Raw genomic sequence first — 20756 nt, 5'->3', positions numbered from 1 at the left:
CCCCAGGTGTAACCCCCCGCCACGGAGAATCACAGCCCGCCCCATTCCCCGAATGTGCGGTTTCATACTCTTGTTCCCCCCTTGTGGGCCGTTGCGGGTTCCCGGCCGGGTGTTCCGGCGGGCCGGTAGTCCTTTCAGTTGGCGACGATGTTGACCAGCTTGCCCGGTACCACGATGACCTTGCGGATGCTCAGGCCTTCGGTGAAGCGCAGCACGTTTTCGTTACTGCGGGCGGCGGCTTCGACGTCTTCGCGGCTGGCGCCCGCCGGCCTTTCAATCTGGCCGCGCAATTTGCCGTTGACCTGGATAACCAGCACGATGCTGTCCTGAATCAGGGCGCTTTCGTCCACTGCAGGCCAGCCGGCATCGATCACCGCGCCCGGGTGACCCAGGCGGTGCCACAGCTCGTGGCTGATGTGCGGAGTGATCGGTGCGAGCAGCAGGGCGACCGTTTCCAGGCCTTCCTGCAGCAGGGCGCGGTCCTGTTCGCTGGCTTGCGGAGCCTTTTCCAGCACGTTCATCAGGGTCATCACCTGGGCGATGGCGGTGTTGAACTTGTGGAACTGGCCGACATCGGTGCTGGCCTGTTTGATGGCCGAGTGAATAGCGCGACGGACCACTTTCTGTGCATCGTCCAGCGCAGCAACGTCCAGCTTGCCCGGCAGGCCCTGGCTGATATGGGCCTGTGCCAGACGCCAGACACGGCGCAGGAAGCGGTTGGCACCCTCAACGCCGGAGTCGGACCATTCCAGGCTCATGTCGGGCGGCGAGGCGAACATCATGAACAGGCGGCAGGTGTCGGCACCGTAGGCCTCGATCATGGCCTGGGGGTCAACGCCGTTGTTTTTCGACTTGGACATCTTCTCGGTGCCGCCGATCTCGACCGGCAAGCCGTCGGTTTTCAGGCGGGCGCCGATGATCTTGGCCTTGGCATCGCGCTCGACTTCGACGTCGGCCGGGTTGAACCAGTCCTTGCCGCCGTTGCTGGCAACGCGGTAGTAGGTTTCGGCAACGACCATGCCCTGGGTCAGCAGGTTCTTGAATGGCTCGTTGGAGGTCACCAGGCCTTCGTCACGCATCAGCTTGTGGAAGAAGCGCGCGTAGAGCAGGTGCAAGATGGCGTGTTCGATACCGCCGATGTACTGGTCGACCGGCAGCCAGTGGTTGGCCGCTTTCGGATCGACCAGGCCACCCTCGTAGTTCGGCGAGGCATAACGGGCGAAATACCAGGACGACTCGACGAAGGTGTCCATGGTGTCGGTTTCACGCTTGGCCGCCGTGCCACATTTAGGGCAGGTGCACTCGTAGAACTCGGGCATGCGCGCCAGTGGCGAGCCTGCGCCGTCCGGCACCACATCTTCAGGCAGCTTGACCGGCAACTGGTCTTCAGGCACCGGCACGTCGCCGCACGATGGGCAGTGGATGATCGGGATCGGGCAGCCCCAGTAGCGCTGACGGCTGATGCCCCAGTCGCGCAGGCGGAACTGGGTACGGGATTTGCCCAGGTCTTTTTTGATCAGGGCGACTTCCATGGCGTCGAACGCACCCGGGAAGTCCAGACCGTCGAACTCACCGGAGTTGATCAGCACGCCGTGCTCGCCGCAGGCAGGGTCCCACTCGGCAGCGACTTCGTCGCCCAGGCTGGTACGCACTACAGCCTTGAACGGCAGGTTGTACTTCTTGGCGAATTCGAAATCGCGCTCGTCGTGCGCCGGAACAGCCATTACTGCGCCATCGCCGTAGTGCATCAGCACGTAGTTGGCGACCCATACCGGCAGTTTTTCGCCGGTCAGTGGGTGCAACACGAACAGCGAAGTGGCCAGGCCTTTTTTCTCCTGGGTGGCGACGTCGGCTTCGGCGACGCTGCCGCTCTTGCATTCATCGATGAACGCTTGCAGCTCGGGGTTGCCCTGGGCGGCCTGGGCGGCCTGGGTGGCCAGCGGGTGCTCGGCAGCAACGGCCACGTAAGTGGCGCCCATCAGGGTGTCCGGTCGGGTGGTGAAGACTTTCAGTGCCCCGGCGTGGCCGATGCTGGCCTGGTCGAAGGGGAACTGCACTTCCATGCCACGGGACTTGCCGATCCAGTTGCGCTGCATGGTCTTGACCTGTTCAGGCCAGCCCGGCAGCTCGTCGAGGCTTTCCAGCAGCTCGTCGGCATAGTCGGTGATCTTGAAGTAGTACATCGGGATTTCGCGCTTCTCGATCAGCGCGCCCGAACGCCAGCCGCGGCCGTCGATGACCTGCTCGTTGGCCAGTACGGTCTGGTCGGCCGGGTCCCAGTTCACGGTACCGTTTTTACGGTAGATCACGCCCTTTTCGAACAGGCGGGTGAACAGCCACTGTTCCCAGCGGTAGTAGTCCGGCTTGCAGGTGGTGACTTCACGCGACCAGTCGAAGGCCAGACCCAGGCTCTTGAGCTGGGTCTTCATGTACTCGATGTTTTCGTAGGTCCACTTGGCCGGCGCGACGTTGTTTTTCATCGCGGCGTTTTCGGCCGGCATGCCGAAGGCGTCCCAACCCATTGGTTGCAGGACATTCTTGCCCTGCATGCGCTGGTATCGGGCGATCACGTCGCCGATGGTGTAGTTGCGCACGTGGCCCATGTGTAGCTTGCCGCTCGGGTACGGGAACATCGATAGGCAGTAGTAAGACTCCTTGCCTGGCTGTTCACTGACTTCAAAGGACTTTTGCTCGTCCCAGAAGGACTGGGCGGCGGCTTCGATTTCACGGGGCTGATAGAGTTCGTGCATGGCTACTTTGCGCTTAGAGATGAGAGACCTTATCCAGGCAGCGGGAAAACCGCTGCATCGGCAATCCGGTGTCGAAATGGTGAACGGCCTAGCATACATGACCCCTGTCCATCGAGGGAAACCCTGATTGCACTGGTAGAGCTGCTGCGGGCCGTTGGTCGCAGGGTCCGGCTGCTTTTGTGAGTGACGCTAAGCTCACATTTGGGGGGAGATATTTTATCTTCAATGAGGTGAACGGATGGGAGAGTCGCAGCAACAAGTAACGAAACCTGAGCTTTACGAACGGCTGATCGATCGTCTGGGGCTTGCCCTGGAAGTCGCCAGGACGTCTGTTCGGTTACGCGATGAAGTGCCTGCTGAATTGGAACTGCGGGGCCTGAGCCGCGCGGAGTTCGATGTGATCAAGGCCTATCTGGATTCTCTACCAGAGGGCAGGCATGGATGCGCTGGCGCACAGCTATCACCGGAGCCGACCCCTTCAGCCAGTGTAGTCTGGCTCAAGGACCAAAAGCGCTCCTCTACCCGGGCAAAATCCAGGACGCTGCGATTCAAGTAGCCGTTCGGAACCCCAGACGCAAAGCGGAGTGCGTCCCTTTGAAAAAACTCAGATGATCGGTGCCTGGCTATTGTTGCCAGGTGCCGATCCTCTTAGGCTGCCCACCTCCATGGAGGTGTCCCGTGCCTGTTCGCTATTTCATCAAACAATTGCTGCTCCCGCCTGGCGTCCTGTTCCTGTTGCTGATCGTTGCCTGGTGGTTGCGACGTTCCTGGCCGCGGTTGTCGGCTGCCTGTTTTGTGCTGGGGCTGGGCGGGTTGTGGCTGATGAGCCTGCCGGTTGTCGTCGAGCGCTCGGCGCGGGCTCTGGAGACCGAGCAGGCCTTGAATAGCGGGCAATGGGCGCAACTGGCTCAGCAGGCCGATGCCATTGTCATCCTTGGCGCGGGGCGTGAGCGGGGAGACCCGGCCTGGGCACTTGCAGATCAACCTACAGGAGTGGCGCTGGAGCGCATGCGCTATGCCGCGCAGCTGGCCAAGGCATCAGGGTTGCCGCTGCTGACCAGTGGCGGGCTGCACTACGGCACTCCGCCGAGCGAGGCACAATTGATGGCGGATTCACTGCAGCGCGACTTTGGCGTCAGTGTGCGCTGGAAGGAAGAGCGCAGCCGCACGACCTGGGAAAACGCCCGGATGAGCGCCGAAATCCTGCAGCCGCTGGGTATCAAGCGTGTAGTGGTGGTCACACAGGCCTGGCACATGCAGCGCTCGCGCTGGAGCTTTGAGCGGGCAGGGTTTGAAGTGGTGCCGGCGCCGGTCGGCTTTCTGGGGCGCGACAATGCCCGGCCCTTCGGCGGCTGGTTGCCGGAAAGCAAGTCCATCTGGCAGAGCGGCCAACTGCTCAATGAAGCCGTTGGCCTGCTCGGTTATCGCCTGTTCTATTAAACGGTCTTGGCGATCCGGCTGGCCAGCAGGGCCCAGCCGAACAACAGTACACAGACAATCAGCAGTGGCCAGGAGCGCCATTGCAGGTACGGCGTAAGGTGCTGCATGGGCACCACTTCACCGTAGAGAATGCCCCGTTCGAACTGCGGGATCTGTGCGGTGATGCGACCGAACGGGTCGATCAGGCCGGTAACGCCGTTGTTGGTGGCGCGAATCATCCAGCGCCCGGCTTCCAGAGCACGCATCTGGGCCATCTGCAGGTGCTGCAGGGGGCCGATCGAGGTTCCGAACCAGGTGTCGTTGCTGATGGTCAGAAGCAAGTCACTGCGCGCTGCCAGGCTGGCGGCAAACTCCGGGTAGACCACTTCGTAGCAAATGTACGGGGCAATCTGATAACCCTTGGCTTGCAGCAAGGTCTGGTCCGCCGGGCCGCGGGCAAAGTCCGACATGGGCAGGTCGAAGAAGGCAATCAGGCCGCGGAGCATGTCTTGCAGCGGGACGTACTCGCCAAACGGCACCAGCTTTTGCTTGAGGTAGGTGCCATCGCCTTCACCGGTGACGGTAATGCCGTTGTAGTAGCGACGCTGGCCATGCACCACTTCCCGCACCGGCAGGCCGGTAATCAGTGCCGAATGACGCTCGCCGGCGAAGTTGCCCATCATGTCCAGGTAGCCCTGGGCCTGGTCCTTGAGGATCGGCACCGCCGTTTCCGGCCACACCAGCAGGTCAACGGGTTTGGAGCTGAAGCTCATGTCCCGGTACAGGGCCAGCTGGGCGTTGACATGCTCAGGATTCCACTTCATCTCCTGCTCGACGTTGCCTTGCAGGGCTGCCACCGTCAGTGGTTTGCCGGCCGGCTCGGTCCAGGCATGGTGCTTGAGCGCCAAGCCCACCGCCCAGGGGGCAATCAGCAGGGCGATGGCTACCGCCATGAAGGAAGGGCGTGCACGCAGGCGCGGCAGGTTGCACAGCAATGCCGCGCACAATGCCAGGCAGAAGGAAATCAGCCACATGCCACCGACGGGCGCCAGGCCAGACAGCGGGCCATCGAGCTGGCTGTAACCGGAGTACAGCCAGGGGAAACCGGTGAGGAACCAGCCACGGAACGCTTCCTGACCGACCCACAAAGCGGCGAAGCACAGGGCGTCGGCCAACGGCGCTTCATTGCGGCGCAGCCAGCGCGCCCAGATCCAGGCGGGCAGGGCGAAGAACCAGGCAATGGCGGCAAAAAACGCGACCAGCAAACCGATGGCCAGCAACGGCGTTGCGCCACCATAGGTGTTGATGCTGACGTATATCCAGCTGGTGCCGGCGGCATACAGGCCAAAACCGAAGCACCAGCCTCGGCCCAGGGCCTGGCGTGGGCTGAGGTCGCGCAGGCCAAGGTAGAACAGGCCGGCCGCCAGCAATGCCAACGGCCAGATGTCGAACGGCGCCAGGGCCAGGGTGGTGATTGCACCGGCCGCCACGGCCAGCAGGTTACCGGGCCAGCCGGGACGGGTGATCCAGCGCATGGTTGTCCTTAACGGGTGATAGGGGTCAGTCGCAGCAAGTGGATCCGGCGGCTGTCGGCATTGAGGATGCGGAAGCGGTACGGACCGATTTCGGTGGTCTCGTTACGCTTGGGCAGGTGGCCGAACGCGCTCATGACCAGGCCGCCAACGGTGTCGAATTCGTCGTCGGAGAACTGGCTGTCGAAGAACTCGTTGAAGTTCTCGATCGGGGTCAGCGCCTTGATCAGGAAGTCGCCGCTTGGCAGCGGCTTGATGTAGCTGTCTTCCTCGACGTCGTGCTCATCCTCGATGTCGCCGACGATCTGCTCCAGCACGTCTTCGATCGTCACCAGGCCCGCCACGCCGCCGTATTCGTCAATGACGATGGCCATGTGGTTGTGGTTGGCGCGAAACTCGCGAAGCAGCACGTTCAGGCGCTTGGACTCGGGCACGAAGGTGGCCGGGCGCAGCAGGTCCTTGATGTTGAAGCTGTCGCCGTTCTCCTTGAGGATCAGCGGCAACAGGTCTTTTGCCAGCAGCACGCCAAGGACGTCGTCGTGGCTTTCACCCACCACCGGGTAGCGCGAGTGCGCGGCGTCGATCACCGCCGGCAGGAATTCGCGTGGTGACTGCGTGGCCTTGATGCTGATCATTTGCGAGCGCGGCACCATGATGTCGCGTACTTGCAGGTCGGCCACCTGAATGGCGCCTTCGACAATGGTCAGCGCCTCGCTGTCGAGCAGCTTGTTCTGATGGGCTTCGCGCAGCAGCTCAAGCAGCTCCTGACGGTTTTTCGGCTCGTGGGCAAAAGCCTGGGTCAGTTTGCCCAGCCAGGACTTTTGCCCGTTGCTCGATCGATCTTCGCTCATGGCGGTTACTCGTGATCCTTTGCAGATTTCAGTGTTGGGGTGCTTCGAATTCGTCGTCGGCATAAGGGTCCGGATGACCCAGTTCTGCAAGCAACTCTCGTTCCAGTGCTTCCATTTCTTCGGCCTCATCGTCGTCGATGTGGTCGTAGCCCAGCAGGTGCAGGCAGCCGTGAATCACCAGGTGGGCCCAATGGGCTTCCAGCGACTTGCCCTGTTCGGCAGCTTCGCGCTCGACCACAGCGATACAGATCACCAGGTCGCCCAGCAACGGGATGTCGAGCATGTCGTCAGGAACATCGGCGGGGAAGGACAGCACGTTAGTGGCGTAGTCCTTGTGCCTATAGGTGTGATTGAGTTCACGGCCTTCGGCTTCATCCACCAGACGGATGGTCATTTCCGAGTCGGCAGTGCGCTGGCGCAGGGCTAGCTCACACCAGCGGCGGAACTGTTGTTCGTCAGGATGCGGGGCATCGCTTGCCAGCTGTAGATCGAGCTCAAGCATCGCGTTTTTTGCCTTCGCTGTTATCCACAGGGCGGTTTTCGAAGCGCTCGTAAGCTTCAACGATGCGCTGCACCAACGGATGGCGGACCACGTCTTTGGGCTGGAAGTGGGTAAAGCTGATACCCGGTACATCCTTGAGTACTTCGATCACGTGTGCCAGGCCCGACTTCGTGCCGCGCGGCAGGTCGACCTGGGTGATGTCGCCGGTGATCACCGCGGTGGAGCCGAAACCGATACGGGTCAGGAACATCTTCATCTGTTCGACCGTGGTGTTCTGGCTTTCATCGAGGATGATGAAGCTGTTGTTCAGCGTGCGGCCGCGCATGTACGCCAGCGGAGCGATCTCGATCACCTGGCGCTCGATCAGCTTGGCCACGTGTTCGAAGCCGAGCATCTCGTACAGGGCGTCGTACAGCGGGCGCAGGTACGGGTCGATCTTCTGGGCCAGGTCGCCAGGCAGGAAGCCGAGTTTTTCACCCGCTTCGACCGCCGGTCGCACCAGCAGAATGCGCCGCACCTGTTCGCGCTCCAGGGCATCGACGGCACAGGCAACGGCGAGGTAGGTCTTGCCGGTACCGGCCGGACCAATGCCGAAGTTGATGTCGTTGCCGAGAATTTCCTTCACGTAGCGCTGCTGGTTTAGGCCGCGCGGACGAATCATGCCCTTGCGCGTGCGCAGGGAAACACTGACTTCGTTGACTGCGGGGTTCTCCAGCTCCTGAACGGCCGATTCCTGCAGGAACAGGTGGACCATTTCCGGCGACAGCTCGGTGGCCTTGGTCTCGCGGTAGAGACGGCGCAACAGTTGCTCGGCAGAGGAGGTGTGCCTGGGTTCGCCGATCAGTTCGAATTGATTGCCGCGATTGCGGATTTCGATGGCCAGGCGCTGTTCGATCAGGCGCAAGTGCTCGTCGAACTGCCCGCACAGGTTGGCGAAGCGATGGGCCTCGAAGGGCTCGAGGATGAAACGATGAGGTTCTATGGGTGCGTTCAAGGTTGTTTTTCAGCCGCCCGACGGCAATGGATATGAACTCAAGGATAACCCTAGCCGCTGCAGGGCGAAAGCGCTGAAACGATCAAGGGTCACCGGGCCACTGTTGCGGCCCGGTTGGACAGGTCACTGCACCAGCGAGCCGAACAGCGAATGCGGGCGTGCATCGTCGATATGGATGTCGACGAACTGGCCGATCAGTTTCGGATTGTCGCAGCGGAAGTTGACGATACGGTTATTCTCGGTGCGCCCCTGCAACTGGCCGGGGTCGCGTCGCGAGTAGTCAGTGACCAGGATACGCTGGAGGGTCCCGACCATTTGTCGGCTGATCTCGAAACCCTGGGTGTCGAGGCGATGCTGCAGGGCCTTGAGCCGCTCCTTTTTCACCTCTTCCGGGGTGTCGTCGGGCAGGTCGGCGGCGGGTGTGCCCGGGCGCTGGCTGTAGACGAAGGAGTAGGAGAAGTCGAATCCGACGTCGGCCACCAGTTTCATGGTTTGCTCGAAGTCTTTCTCGGTTTCCCCCGGGAAGCCGATGATGAAGTCGGAGCTGATGCAGATGCCCGGCACGGCGGCCTTGAGCTTGCGCAGCTTGGACTTGTACTCGAGCACGGTGTGGTTGCGCTTCATTGCCGCCAGCACGCGGTCGGATCCCGATTGCACCGGCAGGTGCAGGTGCTTGACCAGCTCGGGGACCTCGGCGTGGGCCTGGATCAGGCTGTCGGAGAACTCCAGCGGGTGCGAGGTGGTGTAGCGGATGCGGTCGATGCCATCCACCGCCGCGACCACGCGGATCAGCTCGGCGAGGTCCGCCAGACGGCCGTCGTGAGTCTGGCCGCGATAGCCGTTGACGTTCTGCCCCAGCAGGGTGATTTCGCGCACGCCGTTTTCAGCCAGGTGGATGACTTCGGACAGCACGTCGTCGAACGGACGGCTGACTTCTTCACCGCGGGTGTAGGGCACTACGCAGAAGGTGCAGTACTTGCTGCAGCCTTCCATCACCGAAACATAAGCCGTCGGCCCATCGATGCGCGGTTCGGGCAGGTGGTCGAACTTTTCGATTTCCGGGAACGACACGTCAACCTGAGGCAGGCGCGTGGTGCGTGCGGCATCGATCATTTCTGGCAGGCGGTGCAGGGTCTGCGGGCCGAAGACCACATCGACGTACGGCGCCCGCTTGCGGATCGACTCGCCCTCCTGGCTGGCCACGCAACCACCGACGGCGATGACCATGTCCGGGTTCATGTCCTTCAATTCGCGCCAGCGGCCCAGCTGGGAGTAGACCCGGTCCTGGGCGCGCTCGCGGATTGAGCAGGTATTGAGTAGGATCACGTCGGCATCTTCGGCACGAGCAGTGACCTCCAGGGCTTGATGTTCGCCCAGCAGGTCGACCATGCGCGAGCTGTCGTACTCGTTCATCTGGCAGCCGTGGGTTTCGATGTAAAGCTTCTTGGCCATGGGAGATCATCAGGTAATTCGAATAACCGCGCATTATAGGGGGGTGGGGCGCTTGATCCTAGCGTTGTCGGTCTGGGGGCTATGTTATAGTTTGCGCCATCTTTACAACCTGTGATTGTTCCCGCCGAAATGACCAAACGCGAAGCGCCTATCTACAAAGTGATCTTTCTCAACCAGGGCCAGGTGTTCGAGATGTATGCCAAGCAGATCTACCAAAGCGATCTGTGGGGCTTTCTTGAAATCGAAGAATTTGTTTTCGGTGAGCGTACCCAAGTCGTGGTCGATCCGAGCGAAGAAAAGCTCAAGGCGCAATTCGAAGGCGTGGTACGCAGCTTTGTGCCCATGCACTCGATCGTGCGTATCGATGAAGTCGAGCGTTTGGGTACGCCGAAAATCAGTGAAGCGCGTGGTGTCAGCAATGTGATGCCGTTTCCGATGCCAATGCCGGAAAAGTAAGCGCAGGCTCAGGGGAGTGGTGAGAACGGCGTACGGCCTTCGGCTGTTTGCAGCTCCAGCAGGTATTTGCGGAAGATTTGTCCCAATACCTGGGTAGCCACTTCCAGATCTTCCCGCGGCATCTGCTCAGACACTTCATCAGCCAGGTCCAGCGCGTCTTCGGCGCCGTTGACTGCGGCCATCTTCAACACGATGTAGGCCTGCACATTGTTGGCTGCAACCCCCTCACCCTTGAAGAACATGGTACCCAGGCGGTACTGGGCTTGGGCGTGGCCTTGCAGCGAGGCCTGCTCGAAGTAGCTCAGGGCCTGCTTGAGGTCCCGTGGCGTGTTGGTGCCTTCATAATAGAACTCACCCAGCTCATACTGAGCTTGTGCATCGCCGCCTTGTGCAGCCTGCTGACACGCCGCCAGGGCCTGGGGCAGGTCTTCGGGCTGGGAATTGAGGGTGCAGCGGCCCGTTGCCGGAATCAGCAACGAGTTACCGCCTGCCAAGGCCAGCAGGGGCTGAAGAAGCAACAGGCAGCCCAGGGCAAGGGCGCGGCCGGTGCGGTTCATGGGGATCGACTTACCTCTGCAAAGCTGCGGCCAAAGTGTCTGGTGGCACATTATGGGATAAGCAGCGCCTACCTTACAAAGTCTTTACTCGATTTTCTGCTGATGGGAGCGAATTCACCCGGTTGTAGGGGTGAGCGGGCGGCGCTCCGACTTGCCTGCGAAGAACGACAACGCGGTGCATTTGATACACCGCGGTGTCTGGTTCGCCGGCAAGCCGGGCTCCTACAGTATTAGTTCTTCAGCTTGGCGAACGCCCGCTCGGCGGCATCCAGGGTGATCTTCAGCTCGGCTTCGCCGTGGGCGATCGAGGTGAAACCGGCTTCGAAGGCGCTTGGCGCCAGGTACACGCCGCCTTCAAGCATCAGGTGGAAGAAGCGCTTGAAGCGGTCGGCATCGCTGGCCATTACATCGTCGAAGGTGACGATGTCGTCAGCACCGCTGAAGTACAGGCCGAACATGCCACCCGCCTGGGTGGTGACGAACGGAATGCCAGCGGCATCGGCGCGTTGCTGCAGGCCATCGAGCAAGCGGCTGGTGTAGGCGCTGAGCTCGTCATGGAAGCCCGGGCGGCTGATCAGCTTCAGGGTGGTCAGGCCGGCAGCCATGGCCAGCGGGTTGCCCGACAGGGTGCCGGCCTGGTAGACCGGGCCCAGCGGCGCGATCTGTTCCATGATGGCGCGCTTGCCGCCGAAGCAGCCCACGGGCATGCCGCCACCGACGATCTTGCCGAAGGTCGACAGGTCAGGTGTGACGCCGTAGTACGCTTGAGCGCCGCCCAGGGCCACGCGGAAACCGGTCATCACTTCGTCGAAGATCAGTACCACGCCGTGTTTGTCGCACAGGGTACGCAGGCCTTCGAGGAAACCTGGTGCTGGCGGTACGCAGTTCATGTTGCCGGCCACTGGCTCGACGATGATGCAGGCCACGTCCTGGCCGACTTCGGCGAGCATGCTTGCAACGGCGTCGATGTCGTTGAACGGCAGGGTCAGGGTGTGTTTGGCAAAGGCCGCCGGTACACCGGCGGAGCTCGGTACGCCCTGGGTCAGCAGGCCGGAGCCGGCTTTTACCAGCAGGCTGTCGGAGTGCCCGTGGTAGCAGCCTTCGAACTTGATGATGCTGTCGCGGCCGGTGTAGCCACGGGCCAGGCGAATGGCACTCATGGTGGCTTCGGTGCCGGAACTGACCATGCGCACCATTTCCATCGACGGCACGATCGAGCAGACCAGGTCGGCCATCTCGGTTTCCATGGCGGTCGGCGCGCCATAGGACAGGCCGTGCTCCAGCTGCTTGCGCACTGAGTCAAGGACGTCCGGGTGGCTGTGGCCGAGGATCATCGGCCCCCAGGAACCGACATAGTCGACATAGCGCTTGTCATCTTCGTCGGTGACGTAGGCACCTTCGGCATGTTTGAAGAACAGCGGCGTGCCGCCAACGCTCTTGAATGCCCGTACCGGCGAGTTGACGCCGCCAGGGATGTGTTTTTGGGCGTTGGCAAACAGGGTTTCGGAACGAGACATGATGGGCTCTCTCAATCAGGCAGATGCATACAGGGCGTTGAAGGCGCGCGCACGACGGGTCACTTCTTGCGTGCTGTCGGCGCCGAACAGGCCATGAATCACCGCCAGCAGGTCGACGCCATGGGCGACCAGCGGGGCGGCGTTGTCCAGGGTGATGCCACCGATCGCACAGATTGGCAGTTTGAGCCGGGTGCGTGCGAGGTCCAGCAAGGCGGTGTCCGCCGCCGGCGCGCCCGGTTTGGTCACGGAATTGAAGAAACGACCGAAGGCTACGTAGCTGGCGCCTTCGCGGGCGGCCTGTTCGGCCAGTGCGAGGTCGGCATGGCAGGTCGAGCCAACGATCGCCTCGTGCCCGAGCAGGGTGCGCGCCGGGGTCAGCGGGCCATCGGTCTGGCCAAGGTGTACGCCGACACCCAGGCGCGCAGCCAGCTCGGCGTCGTCGTTGATGATCAGGCGGGTCTTGTAGCGGCTGCACAGGTCGGCCAGGGCTTCGGCTTCGCGCAGGCGGCGGGCCTCGTCCTGGCTTTTGTCACGGTATTGCAACAGGGTGACGCCACCGTCGAGGGCGGCTTCGACATAAGGCAGAAACTTGCCCGCCAACAGTTGACTGTCGGTAATGGCATACAGACCGCGTAGCTTCATCAAGGGGCCTCGGGATCAGGAACAGAAGTCCAGGGGTAGACGACGTGGCACGTATTGGCCTTTACCCAGTTGTTCGGCGTCGCGCAGGGTTCGCCAGGTGTAGTCCAGGGCCGAGCGTACTGCACTGTGCAGCTGTTCACCCAGTGCCAGACGTCCGGCGAGGGCACTGGCCAGGGTGCAGCCCGAGCCGTGGTAGCTGCCGGGCAAGCGCTGGCAGGTCCAGGTGTGGCACTGGCCATCGCGGCTGTACAGGCGGTTGTGGATTTCGTGCTCGTCGCCGTGACCACCGGTGATCAGCAGGTGTCTGACAAAAGGCAGGAGTTTTTCGGCGCATTCGTCGGCGCTGCCGTCAGGCAATTCGGCAAGGATGCGGGCTTCGGGCAGGTTCGGGGTGGCGATAGTGGCCAAAGGCAGCAGGCGTTCACGCATGGCGTAGCCGACTTCATCCTTGCCCAGGCGGCCACCGCCGCCTGCGCGCAACACCGGGTCGCAGACCAGCGGCAGGTGCGGGTGGGCGCTGAGCAGTTCGACGACGGTGTCGACCATTTCAAGCGAGCCGAGCATGCCCAGCTTGACGGCGGCTACCGTCGAGTCGGCAAGCACGGCATTGGCCTGGGCCAATACCCACTCGCGGTCGAGTACGCGGAAGTCGCTGACATTGACGGTATCCTGCACGGTCAGGGCAGTCACCGCGGGAGCGGCATGACAACCTTGGGCGATCAGGGCTTCGATATCTGCCTGCAAACCGGCGCCGCCACTGGGGTCGTGGCCGGAGAGACAGAGGACAACGGGGCGGGAGCTGTAGGTATTCATGGTGCGCGAGCTTACCATCAAACGCTTTTGCCGCGTCTGCCCCGGAATTCGGTTTTTTTGATCAAGTGGTCAGGAAATTATTTTGTTTTCTTCTGAAAGTGGCGTTCTAGAGCCTTCGTATCGAAATTTTCAGTGGCTTATTGCCACCCTGAAAAGCTATGCTAGAGTGCTCGAACATACCGATAACGGTTACTGCCGGATCGCGTCGCCTCAAACGGACAGGAGGCTAGCGCGACACGACCGGTACAGACCATGCTGGGGCTGTATGCGCTATTTGCTGATTGTTGTGCTGGGCTGGTTACCACTGCTGGCCGCAGCGGTCGATTTCGACGATTCAACGCGCAGCCTGCCCTTGGGCCGGGCGATGCATGTGTTTGAGGACCGTGATGGCAATGCCGGCATTGCACAGGTCAGTGCCCCTTCGTTCAGCGAGCATTTTCGCCCGCATCAATCCGATGTATTGAATGCCGGGTATTCGACCTCGGTATTCTGGATCAGGCTCGATTTGCGCTACACCGCCGAACCGTCGGCCACGCCACGAAGCTGGTTGCTGGAACTGGCCTATCCACCGCTCGATCACCTGGAACTCTACCTGCCCGATAGCGCTGGTGGCTTTTACCTGGCGCAACGCACCGGCGACGCACTGCCTTATTCCAGTCGGCAGATCAAACAGAACAACTACCTTTTCGAGTTGCCGTTCGTCCCCGGCCAGTCCACCACCGCCTATCTGCGCCTGCATAGTCAGGGCTCGGTGCAGGCACCACTGACGTTATGGTCTACCGAGGCCTATCTGGAGGCGCAGCCAACCCGCCTCTATGTGCTTGGCCTGATCTACGGCGTGCTGTTGGGGATGCTGGTCTACAACCTGTTCATCTACCTCAGCGTCCGTGACACCAGTTACCTCTACTACATTCTCTACATTGCCTCGTTTGGCCTGTACCAGGTGTCGGTCAACGGCGCTGGCGTGGCGTATTTCTGGCCCGACAACCCCTGGTGGGCGAACGCCTCGACACCACTGTTCATCGGTGCCGCAGGGCTGTTCGGTTGCCAGTTCGCGCGCAGCTTTCTGCGCATGGCTCAGCACAGTCGTGCCTTCGATGGCCTGTTGAAGCTATTGATGGCCAGTGGTGGGCTGGTCATGTTGCTGTCGCTGATCAGCAGCTACGGGCTGGCCTTGCGCCTGGCCACGGCCCTGGCGTTGCTGTTCACCGTGAGCATCTTTGCCGCCGGCGTGTATGCCTGGTGGCGTGGTATGCGCGTCGCGCGTTACTTCATCATTGCCTGGTCGGCGTTTTTGCTCGGCGGCCTGGTCAATACCTTGATGGTGCTGGGCTACCTGCCCAATATTTTCCTGACGATGTATGCCAGCCAGATTGGTTCTGCACTGGAAGTCGGTTTGCTCTCGCTGGCGCTGGCCGACCGTATCAACACCATGCGCAACCAGCAGGCGCAGGCACTGCGCGAAACCGGCCGGGCGCTGGAGATGCTCAACCAGCAACTGGCCAACAGCAACCGCTTGAAAGATGAGTTCCTCGCCACTGTGACCCATGAACTGCGCACGCCGATGAACGGTGTAATCGGTTCACTGGAGCTGATGCAGACGGTGTCCATGGACCGTGAGCTGGCGCAGTACCAGCACACGGCAAGCGCCGCCGCCCAGGACATGATGGGCATGGTCGACGACATCCTGATCCTTACCGAGTTGCAGGCCGGTCGTCTCAGTGCGCAGAACGCGCCATTCGCCTTGCGCGGCTTGTTGCAGGAACTGCGCGCCAAGTACGCTGCTGCGGCGTTGAGCAAAGGCTTGTACCTGAATCTTGATGCACCTGCCGACTTGCCTGAAATGCTAATCGGTGATCGCCACAAGCTGGCCTTGTGCCTTAGTTACCTGCTCGACAACGGCATCAAGTTCACCCATCAGGGGGGTGTCATGCTGCAGGTGCGCGGCCGTCTGCAAGGGCCGGACATGCTCGGCCTGAGCATCAGTGTCTGCGACAGCGGCATCGGCTTTGACCGCCTGGCCGAACCCGGGCTGTACCAGCGTTTCTTCCAGGTTGATGGTTCGATGAGCCGCCAGTACGGTGGCCTGGGTATTGGCCTGGCGATCTGCCGGCAACTGGCCGAACTGATTGGCGCACGTTTGCAGCACGAGTCGAATCCCGGCCAGGGCAGCCGCTTTGAACTGGGCTTGAGCCTGGCCTTGAGCCAACCGCAGGCCCTCTCCAGGCAAGGGCTAAACCGCGGGTAGTTAGGCATTTTTGTCACTTTGACCGGGGGGCATGGCGTGATTCACTGAAGTCACGTTCTGACTCAGGAAGCCCCTCGATGAACCTCCACCAGTACGCTGAAACCCACGACGTCACCAACCAGCCGCCTTCGCTGGACGGGGCCAACCTCTACCGCATCGACCTGCCATTGCAGCAATGGTCGCGGCACTTTGGTGCAGGCTGGGCTCAGGACCGGATTGATGCGTATGGCGCACTGGCCGGCGGGCCGCTGATGGCGGCGGGCTTTCTGGCCAACCAGAACAAACCGCAATTCAGCAGCCATGACCGCTACGGTCATCGAATTGACCTGGTGGAGTTTCATCCGGCTTACCACGAGTTGATGCGCACGGCCATTGAGCACGGCTTACCGTCGCTGCCCTGGGTCGAGCCGCGTGAGGGTGCGCACGTGGCCCGGGCTTCCATGACCTACCTGCACAGCCAGGCGGAAGCCGGCAGTGGCTGCCCGCTGACCATGACCTTTGCCGCGGTGCCTGCGCTCAAGCTGCAACCGGAGCTGGCCGAATACTGGCTGCCCAAGGTGCTGGCCACCGAATACGACCCGCGCAATGTCGGCGACCGGCACAAGGTCGGGGTGACCCTGGGCATGGCCATGACCGAGAAGCAGGGCGGCACCGATGTGCGCGCCAATACCACCCGTGCTTACCCGGTGGGTGCGCCCGGGCCGGGCCAGGCGTACGAACTGGTCGGGCACAAATGGTTCTGCTCGGCGCCCATGTGTGATGCCTTCCTCACCCTGGCCCAGACCGACAAGGGCTTAAGCTGCTTCCTGCTGCCACGGCACCGCCCGGATGACTCGCGCAACCAGTTCTACATCCAGCGCTTGAAGAACAAGCTGGGCAACTGCTCCAACGCCTCCAGCGAAGTCGAATTCCGTGGTGCCCTGGCCTGGATGATTGGCGAAGAGGGCCGTGGCGTGCCCACCATCATCGAAATGGGGGCGATGACCCGTTTTGATTGCATGGTCGGTTCCAGCGCCTTGATGCGCCAGGCCCTGACCCAGGCTGCCCACCACTGTGCCCACCGCCAGGTCGGCGGACGCCTGCTGGCCGAGCAACCGCTGATGCAGAACGTCCTCGCCGACCTGGCGCTGGAAAGTGAAGCGGCGCTGGCCCTGAGCCTGCGCATGGGGCGTGCGCTGGATCAGCCGGATGATCCGCAGCAGGCGAAGTTCGCCCGGCTGGTGACAGCAGTGGGCAAATACTGGATCTGCAAGCGTGCCCCGGCCATGATCAACGAGGCTGCCGAATGCATGGGCGGTGCCGGTTATGTCGAAGACAGCATCCTGCCGCGCCTGTACCGCGAAGCCCCGGTCAACTCGACCTGGGAGGGCTCGGGCAATGTCCAGTGCCTGGATGTGCTGCGTGCCCTGTCCAAAGAGTCCGGCGTGCTGGACGTTCTGTTCGACGAACTCGGCGACGGCCACAGTGACCCACGGCTGGCGGTGCATATCGGTAATCTCAAGGCCGCCTTTGCCGACACCGGCGATATCCAGTACCGCGCCCGCCAGCTGACCGAAGGCATCGCCCTGGCCCTGCAGGCCAAGCTGTTGCTCGAAGCCGGCAATGCCACGGTCAGCGATGCCTTTATCGGCAGCCGCCTGAGCGGCAGCGGCCGGGTTTACGGGGTGTTGCCACGCGGGGTGGATGTTGGCGAACTGGTGGCACGTTCGACGCCAAACTGGCCGCTCTAATAGGCGTGCCTTTGCCTGAATATGTAGGCAAGATGGGCGTATGCATGCCAGACAGGAAGTACATTGTGAGCCGTACTGATGAAGCCTTCGTTGTCGTAGAAACCGCCGAGCAGGCCGTCGATCGTTTGGCGGCCCTGCACGAGAAGTCCACCGCGGCCCTGAGCCAGGCGCTCAAGCGCTACCTCAAGGACCGCACCGAGCCGAATGCCGAAGAGCGGGCCTTGTTCCGCTACCCGGAACTGCGCCTGACCTACGAATACCATGGTGAAGTGCCTGCCATCACCCGTGCCTACGCCAAGGTCCAGCTGCCAGGCACCTACAGTGTCACTGTGACCCAGCCCGCCGCGTTTCGCGGTTATCTGCTGGAGCAACTCAAACCGTTGATGCGCGACTTCACTGTCACTGTCGAGGTAGGCGTCAGTCAGCAGAACATTCCATACCCCTACGTGGTCGAGCAGGGCGACGAGCTGGCCGGTAGCGGGATTACCGCTGCGGCGCTGGCGCGGGTATTCCCCAGCACCGACCTGTCGGCTGCCACCGACGGTATCGCCGATGGCCTGTACGACTGGGCCAACGTCGATCCGTTGCCGCTGGCGCTGTTCGATGCAGCGCGGGTGGACTTCTCCTTGCGTCGCCTGGTGCATTACACCGGCAGCGACTGGCGCCATGTGCAGCCGTGGATCTTGCTCACCAACTACCACCGCTATGTCGACCAGTTCGTCACCCATGGCCTGGAGCAGTTGCGCGACGATCCGCGTTTCGTGCGCATGGTCCTGCCTGGCAACGTGATCATCGAAAAGAGCATGGACAACGGTGAGGCTCAGGCATTGGTCGCTGGTGTGGTCTGGCACCGCTACCAGATGCCGGCGTACCACCTGATCGCTGCCGACGGTGATGGCATTACCCTGGTCAACATTGGTGTCGGCCCGTCCAACGCCAAGAACATTACCGACCATCTGGCGGTGTTGCGTCCGCATTGCTGGCTGATGATCGGTCACTGCGGCGGCTTGCGTCAGTCGCAGACCATTGGCGACTACGTCCTGGCCCACGCCTACATGCGCCGTGATGGCATCCTTGATCGCGTGGTACCGCCACACATTCCGATTCCGGCCCTGGCCGAGGTGCAACTGGCCCTGCAGGAAGCGGCAGCGCAGGTGACGGGTGAGCGCGGCGACGAGCTGAAAAAGCGTCTGCGTACCGGCACGGTGCTGACCTATGACGACCGCAACTGGGAATTGCGCTGGGCCCAGGAGCGTCCGCTGATCAACCTGTCACGCGCCGTGGCGGTCGATATGGAAAGCGGCACCATTGCCGCCCAGGGCTATCGCCTGCGTGTGCCTTACGGCACCTTGCTGTGCGTATCGGACAAGCCGTTGCACAGCGAGATCAAGTTGCCGGGCGCGGCCAATGCGTTCTACAACCGGGCGGTCAGCCAGCACCTGAAAATCGGTATAGCCGCACTGGATCTGCTGCGCACCGAGCTGCATTCGCTTCACTCGCGTAAACTGCGCAGTTTCGACGAGCCGCCGTTCCGCTGAGGCCCCATGCCGTTACCCCCCCGCTCCAAGCCGCGCCCTGGCGCGGCCAAACCCACCGGCCCGCGTCGCCAGGCAAAGGCGCCGCCGGCCGAGCCGCGGTTGATTCTGTTCAACAAGCCGTTCGACGTGCTGACCCAGTTCAGCGACGGCGAAGGGCGCGCAACCCTCAAGGATTTTATCGATGTCCCCGGCGTGTATCCGGCTGGCCGGCTGGACCGCGACAGCGAAGGGCTGCTCCTGCTGACCAATGACGGCCAACTGCAGGCACGGATTGCCGACCCCAAGCACAAGCTGGCGAAAACCTATTGGGTGCAGGTGGAGGGCGAGCCGACCGAGGCGCAGTTGCAGCAGTTGCGCGATGGCGTCCAGCTCAATGACGGGCTGACACTGCCGGCCGAGGCCCGGGCCCTGGAAGCGCCACAGTTATGGCCGCGCAACCCGCCGGTACGGTTTCGCAAGAGCGTGCCGACCAGCTGGCTGGAACTGGTGATCAAGGAAGGGCGTAATCGTCAGGTGCGGCGCATGACCGCCGCCGTCGGCCTGCCGACCCTGCGCCTGGTCAGGGTGCGGATCGGCGACTGGACGCTGGAAGGTCTGGATCAGGGACAGTGGCGGGAAGTACCGGCCAGGCGCTAGACGCCTTCGATGTAGCCGACCACCACGCTTTTGATGATGAACGCGAGCACGCCCAGGCCCAGCACGAAAAACAGGATGAAGGTGCCGAACTTGCCAGCCTTGGATTTTTTCGCCAGGTCCCAGACGATAAAACCCATGAAACCAATCAGGATGGTGACCAGGGTGATCATCATCCACTCTTCGAACAACGCAGGATCCATCGATTCTCTCCGGCAGGTTGAGGCGCGCAATTATACGCCCCGTCTGCCGGTCTGACTAACGCAGGTGCGTCAACGGTAGTTCGGTGCTGGCCAGTACCTGATTGAGCACGAAGCTCGAACGCACGCTGGTCACCCCCTCGATACGGGTCAGGTGCCCGAGCAGCAGCTTCTGATAGTGGTCCATGTCGGGCACCACGACTTTCAGCTGGTAGTCAGCGTCCATCCCGGTGACCAGGCTGCACTCCAGTACCTGGGGCAGGTTGCGGATGGCTGCCTCGAAGGTTTCGAAGCGCTCCGGGGTGTGCCGATCCATGCCGATCAGCACGTAGGCGGTCAGGCTCAGGCCAAGCTTCTTGCGATCGAGCAGGGCAACCTGGCGGGCAATGTAGCCGTCGTCTTCAAGCTGCTTGACCCGGCGCGAGCACGGCGAGGGTGACAGGCCGATGCGTTCGGCCAGTTCCTGGTTGGAGATGCGCGCATCGCGCTGCAATTCAGCAAGAATGCTCAGGTCGTAGCGGTCCAGTTTGCTCATGGCACAGGCCTTTTCTGTTTCGATTGCTGTGAATTATCAATCCTTAGGTAAAAATTGCGCAAGTGCTATTTGAATGAGCAATCTTCGCAATCCGCTGCCACCGTTGCAGTCGTATATTTATACCCAGAATCACTGCCCGGACATCAGTCCAGTGCAGCTGGCCTTATCGGGGCAGCTGCGGCCAGCAACCCGACAGGGTTGTGCTCGGCCCCCGGGCTACACACTGTTCACAAGACAGCGTGAGGTGAGCCGGCGTCACAAGCGTCGAGCACGGACAAAATTCTCAAAGGGAGACCCCAGGGTCTCCCTTTTTTAATGCCTGCATTTTTTCATCTCGGCGCCGATACCCCGGCTCTTGCAGCCTGATAGATTGTTGGTAGAACCCGC

The 20756-nt window shown here is 61.9% G+C and carries 19 protein-coding genes; 7 read left to right on the top strand and 12 right to left on the bottom strand.

Annotated elements, in window-relative coordinates; all coding sequences use genetic code 11:
- Nucleotides 1-134 precede the first annotated feature (134 nt).
- On the bottom strand, nt 135-2750 hold the full coding sequence (gene leuS, locus I5S59_RS24000; protein WP_197878781.1) for a leucine--tRNA ligase: 2616 nt from the start codon (nt 2748-2750) through the stop codon (nt 135-137).
- 238 nt (nt 2751-2988) lie between these two features.
- On the opposite strand from leuS, the gene I5S59_RS23995 reads away from it, so the two are divergent.
- Nucleotides 2989-3306, top strand: coding sequence for a hypothetical protein (locus I5S59_RS23995; RefSeq protein WP_197878780.1), 318 nt, complete (start codon nt 2989-2991; stop codon nt 3304-3306).
- Between the two features lie 122 nt (nt 3307-3428).
- Nucleotides 3429-4190, top strand: a complete 762-nt coding sequence (locus I5S59_RS23990; protein ID WP_197878779.1) for a YdcF family protein — start codon at nt 3429-3431, stop codon at nt 4188-4190.
- On the opposite strand, the gene lnt is transcribed toward I5S59_RS23990, so the two are convergent.
- The 5 genes from lnt to miaB all read right to left on the bottom strand — a co-directional run bounded on the left by lnt (nt 4187) and on the right by miaB (nt 9500).
- Nucleotides 4187-5704, bottom strand: a complete 1518-nt coding sequence (gene lnt, locus I5S59_RS23985; RefSeq protein ID WP_197878778.1) for an apolipoprotein N-acyltransferase — start codon at nt 5702-5704, stop codon at nt 4187-4189. The genes I5S59_RS23990 and lnt overlap by 4 nt on opposite strands.
- Before the next feature lie 8 nt (nt 5705-5712).
- Entirely contained in the window at nt 5713-6552 is an 840-nt protein-coding gene (locus tag I5S59_RS23980) for an HlyC/CorC family transporter (RefSeq protein WP_028944390.1), read from the bottom strand.
- Between the two features lie 28 nt (nt 6553-6580).
- Entirely contained in the window at nt 6581-7054 is a 474-nt protein-coding gene (gene ybeY / locus I5S59_RS23975; protein WP_197878777.1) for an rRNA maturation RNase YbeY, read from the bottom strand.
- Entirely contained in the window at nt 7047-8048 is a 1002-nt protein-coding gene (locus I5S59_RS23970) for a PhoH family protein (RefSeq protein WP_197878776.1), read from the bottom strand. The genes ybeY and I5S59_RS23970 overlap by 8 nt, the downstream gene beginning before the upstream one ends.
- A gap of 123 nt (nt 8049-8171) precedes the next feature.
- Nucleotides 8172-9500 (bottom strand): tRNA (N6-isopentenyl adenosine(37)-C2)-methylthiotransferase MiaB, encoded by a 1329-nt coding sequence (gene miaB, locus I5S59_RS23965; RefSeq protein WP_197878775.1) that lies wholly within the window; start codon nt 9498-9500, stop codon nt 8172-8174.
- A gap of 129 nt (nt 9501-9629) precedes the next feature.
- On the opposite strand from miaB, the gene I5S59_RS23960 reads away from it, so the two are divergent.
- The gene (locus I5S59_RS23960) at nt 9630-9956 is read left to right on the top strand and encodes a DUF1820 family protein (RefSeq protein WP_038606593.1); all 327 of its coding nucleotides are present in this window, start codon (nt 9630-9632) and stop codon (nt 9954-9956) included.
- 8 nt (nt 9957-9964) lie between these two features.
- Here I5S59_RS23960 and I5S59_RS23955 read toward each other — a convergent pair whose 3' ends face one another.
- The 4 genes from I5S59_RS23955 to I5S59_RS23940 form a co-directional block, all read right to left on the bottom strand.
- Nucleotides 9965-10513 carry a tetratricopeptide repeat protein gene (locus I5S59_RS23955; RefSeq protein ID WP_197878774.1) on the bottom strand — a complete coding sequence of 183 codons (549 nt, stop codon included), beginning with the start codon at nt 10511-10513 and terminating at the stop codon, nt 9965-9967.
- Nucleotides 10514-10743: 230 nt separating this feature from the next.
- Nucleotides 10744-12030 (bottom strand): glutamate-1-semialdehyde 2,1-aminomutase, encoded by a 1287-nt coding sequence (gene hemL, locus I5S59_RS23950; RefSeq protein WP_197878773.1) that lies wholly within the window; start codon nt 12028-12030, stop codon nt 10744-10746.
- 15 nt (nt 12031-12045) lie between these two features.
- Nucleotides 12046-12672, bottom strand: coding sequence for a thiamine phosphate synthase (thiE, locus tag I5S59_RS23945; protein WP_197878772.1), 627 nt, complete (start codon nt 12670-12672; stop codon nt 12046-12048).
- Between the two features lie 15 nt (nt 12673-12687).
- A complete protein-coding gene (locus tag I5S59_RS23940) occupies nt 12688-13485 on the bottom strand; it encodes a hydroxymethylpyrimidine/phosphomethylpyrimidine kinase (protein WP_197878771.1) in 798 nt (265 codons plus the stop codon).
- Nucleotides 13486-13750: 265 nt separating this feature from the next.
- Between I5S59_RS23940 and I5S59_RS23935 the strand changes: the two genes are divergently transcribed.
- From I5S59_RS23935 to I5S59_RS23920, 4 genes are all read left to right on the top strand, one after another.
- Entirely contained in the window at nt 13751-15733 is a 1983-nt protein-coding gene (locus I5S59_RS23935) for a sensor histidine kinase (protein ID WP_197878770.1), read from the top strand.
- Between the two features lie 77 nt (nt 15734-15810).
- A complete protein-coding gene (locus I5S59_RS23930; protein ID WP_197878769.1) occupies nt 15811-17463 on the top strand; it encodes an acyl-CoA dehydrogenase family protein in 1653 nt (550 codons plus the stop codon).
- Nucleotides 17464-17507: 44 nt separating this feature from the next.
- Nucleotides 17508-19001, top strand: a complete 1494-nt coding sequence (gene amn, locus I5S59_RS23925) for an AMP nucleosidase (RefSeq protein ID WP_128323067.1) — start codon at nt 17508-17510, stop codon at nt 18999-19001.
- A 6-nt stretch (nt 19002-19007) separates the two neighbouring features.
- Nucleotides 19008-19637 (top strand): pseudouridine synthase, encoded by a 630-nt coding sequence (locus tag I5S59_RS23920; protein WP_232239946.1) that lies wholly within the window; start codon nt 19008-19010, stop codon nt 19635-19637.
- Here I5S59_RS23920 and I5S59_RS23915 read toward each other — a convergent pair.
- Entirely contained in the window at nt 19634-19837 is a 204-nt protein-coding gene (locus tag I5S59_RS23915) for a DUF2788 domain-containing protein (protein ID WP_197878768.1), read from the bottom strand. The genes I5S59_RS23920 and I5S59_RS23915 overlap by 4 nt on opposite strands.
- 55 nt (nt 19838-19892) lie before the next feature.
- On the bottom strand, nt 19893-20369 hold the full coding sequence (locus tag I5S59_RS23910; protein ID WP_128323064.1) for an Lrp/AsnC family transcriptional regulator: 477 nt from the start codon (nt 20367-20369) through the stop codon (nt 19893-19895).
- Nucleotides 20370-20756: the final 387 nt, after the last annotated feature.

The organism is Pseudomonas alkylphenolica, assembly GCF_016009175.1.
GTDB lineage: Bacteria > Pseudomonadota > Gammaproteobacteria > Pseudomonadales > Pseudomonadaceae > Aquipseudomonas > Aquipseudomonas alkylphenolica_B.
The sequence above is the reverse complement of the archived record's forward strand: the minus strand, read 5'-3'. Positions and strand labels throughout refer to the sequence as shown.

What these genes read in the sequence shown, in the direction of transcription:
- I5S59_RS23960 (WP_038606593.1), top strand. Translation starts at nt 9,630, where the DNA reads ATGACCAAACGCGAAGCGCCTATCTACAAAGTGATCTTTCTCAACCAG.
- I5S59_RS23940 (WP_197878771.1), bottom strand. Translation starts at nt 13,485, where the DNA reads ATGAATACCTACAGCTCCCGCCCCGTTGTCCTCTGTCTCTCCGGCCAC.
- I5S59_RS23930 (WP_197878769.1), top strand. Translation starts at nt 15,811, where the DNA reads ATGAACCTCCACCAGTACGCTGAAACCCACGACGTCACCAACCAGCCG.
- I5S59_RS23995 (WP_197878780.1), top strand. Translation starts at nt 2,989, where the DNA reads ATGGGAGAGTCGCAGCAACAAGTAACGAAACCTGAGCTTTACGAACGG.
- I5S59_RS23915 (WP_197878768.1), bottom strand. Translation starts at nt 19,837, where the DNA reads ATGGATCCTGCGTTGTTCGAAGAGTGGATGATGATCACCCTGGTCACC.
- amn (WP_128323067.1), top strand. Translation starts at nt 17,508, where the DNA reads ATGCCAGACAGGAAGTACATTGTGAGCCGTACTGATGAAGCCTTCGTT.
- I5S59_RS23980 (WP_028944390.1), bottom strand. Translation starts at nt 6,552, where the DNA reads ATGAGCGAAGATCGATCGAGCAACGGGCAAAAGTCCTGGCTGGGCAAA.
- I5S59_RS23910 (WP_128323064.1), bottom strand. Translation starts at nt 20,369, where the DNA reads ATGAGCAAACTGGACCGCTACGACCTGAGCATTCTTGCTGAATTGCAG.
- lnt (WP_197878778.1), bottom strand. Translation starts at nt 5,704, where the DNA reads ATGCGCTGGATCACCCGTCCCGGCTGGCCCGGTAACCTGCTGGCCGTG.
- I5S59_RS23955 (WP_197878774.1), bottom strand. Translation starts at nt 10,513, where the DNA reads ATGAACCGCACCGGCCGCGCCCTTGCCCTGGGCTGCCTGTTGCTTCTT.
- thiE (WP_197878772.1), bottom strand. Translation starts at nt 12,672, where the DNA reads ATGAAGCTACGCGGTCTGTATGCCATTACCGACAGTCAACTGTTGGCG.
- I5S59_RS23920 (WP_232239946.1), top strand. Translation starts at nt 19,008, where the DNA reads ATGCCGTTACCCCCCCGCTCCAAGCCGCGCCCTGGCGCGGCCAAACCC.
- I5S59_RS23935 (WP_197878770.1), top strand. Translation starts at nt 13,751, where the DNA reads ATGCGCTATTTGCTGATTGTTGTGCTGGGCTGGTTACCACTGCTGGCC.
- miaB (WP_197878775.1), bottom strand. Translation starts at nt 9,500, where the DNA reads ATGGCCAAGAAGCTTTACATCGAAACCCACGGCTGCCAGATGAACGAG.
- ybeY (WP_197878777.1), bottom strand. Translation starts at nt 7,054, where the DNA reads ATGCTTGAGCTCGATCTACAGCTGGCAAGCGATGCCCCGCATCCTGAC.
- leuS (WP_197878781.1), bottom strand. Translation starts at nt 2,750, where the DNA reads ATGCACGAACTCTATCAGCCCCGTGAAATCGAAGCCGCCGCCCAGTCC.
- hemL (WP_197878773.1), bottom strand. Translation starts at nt 12,030, where the DNA reads ATGTCTCGTTCCGAAACCCTGTTTGCCAACGCCCAAAAACACATCCCT.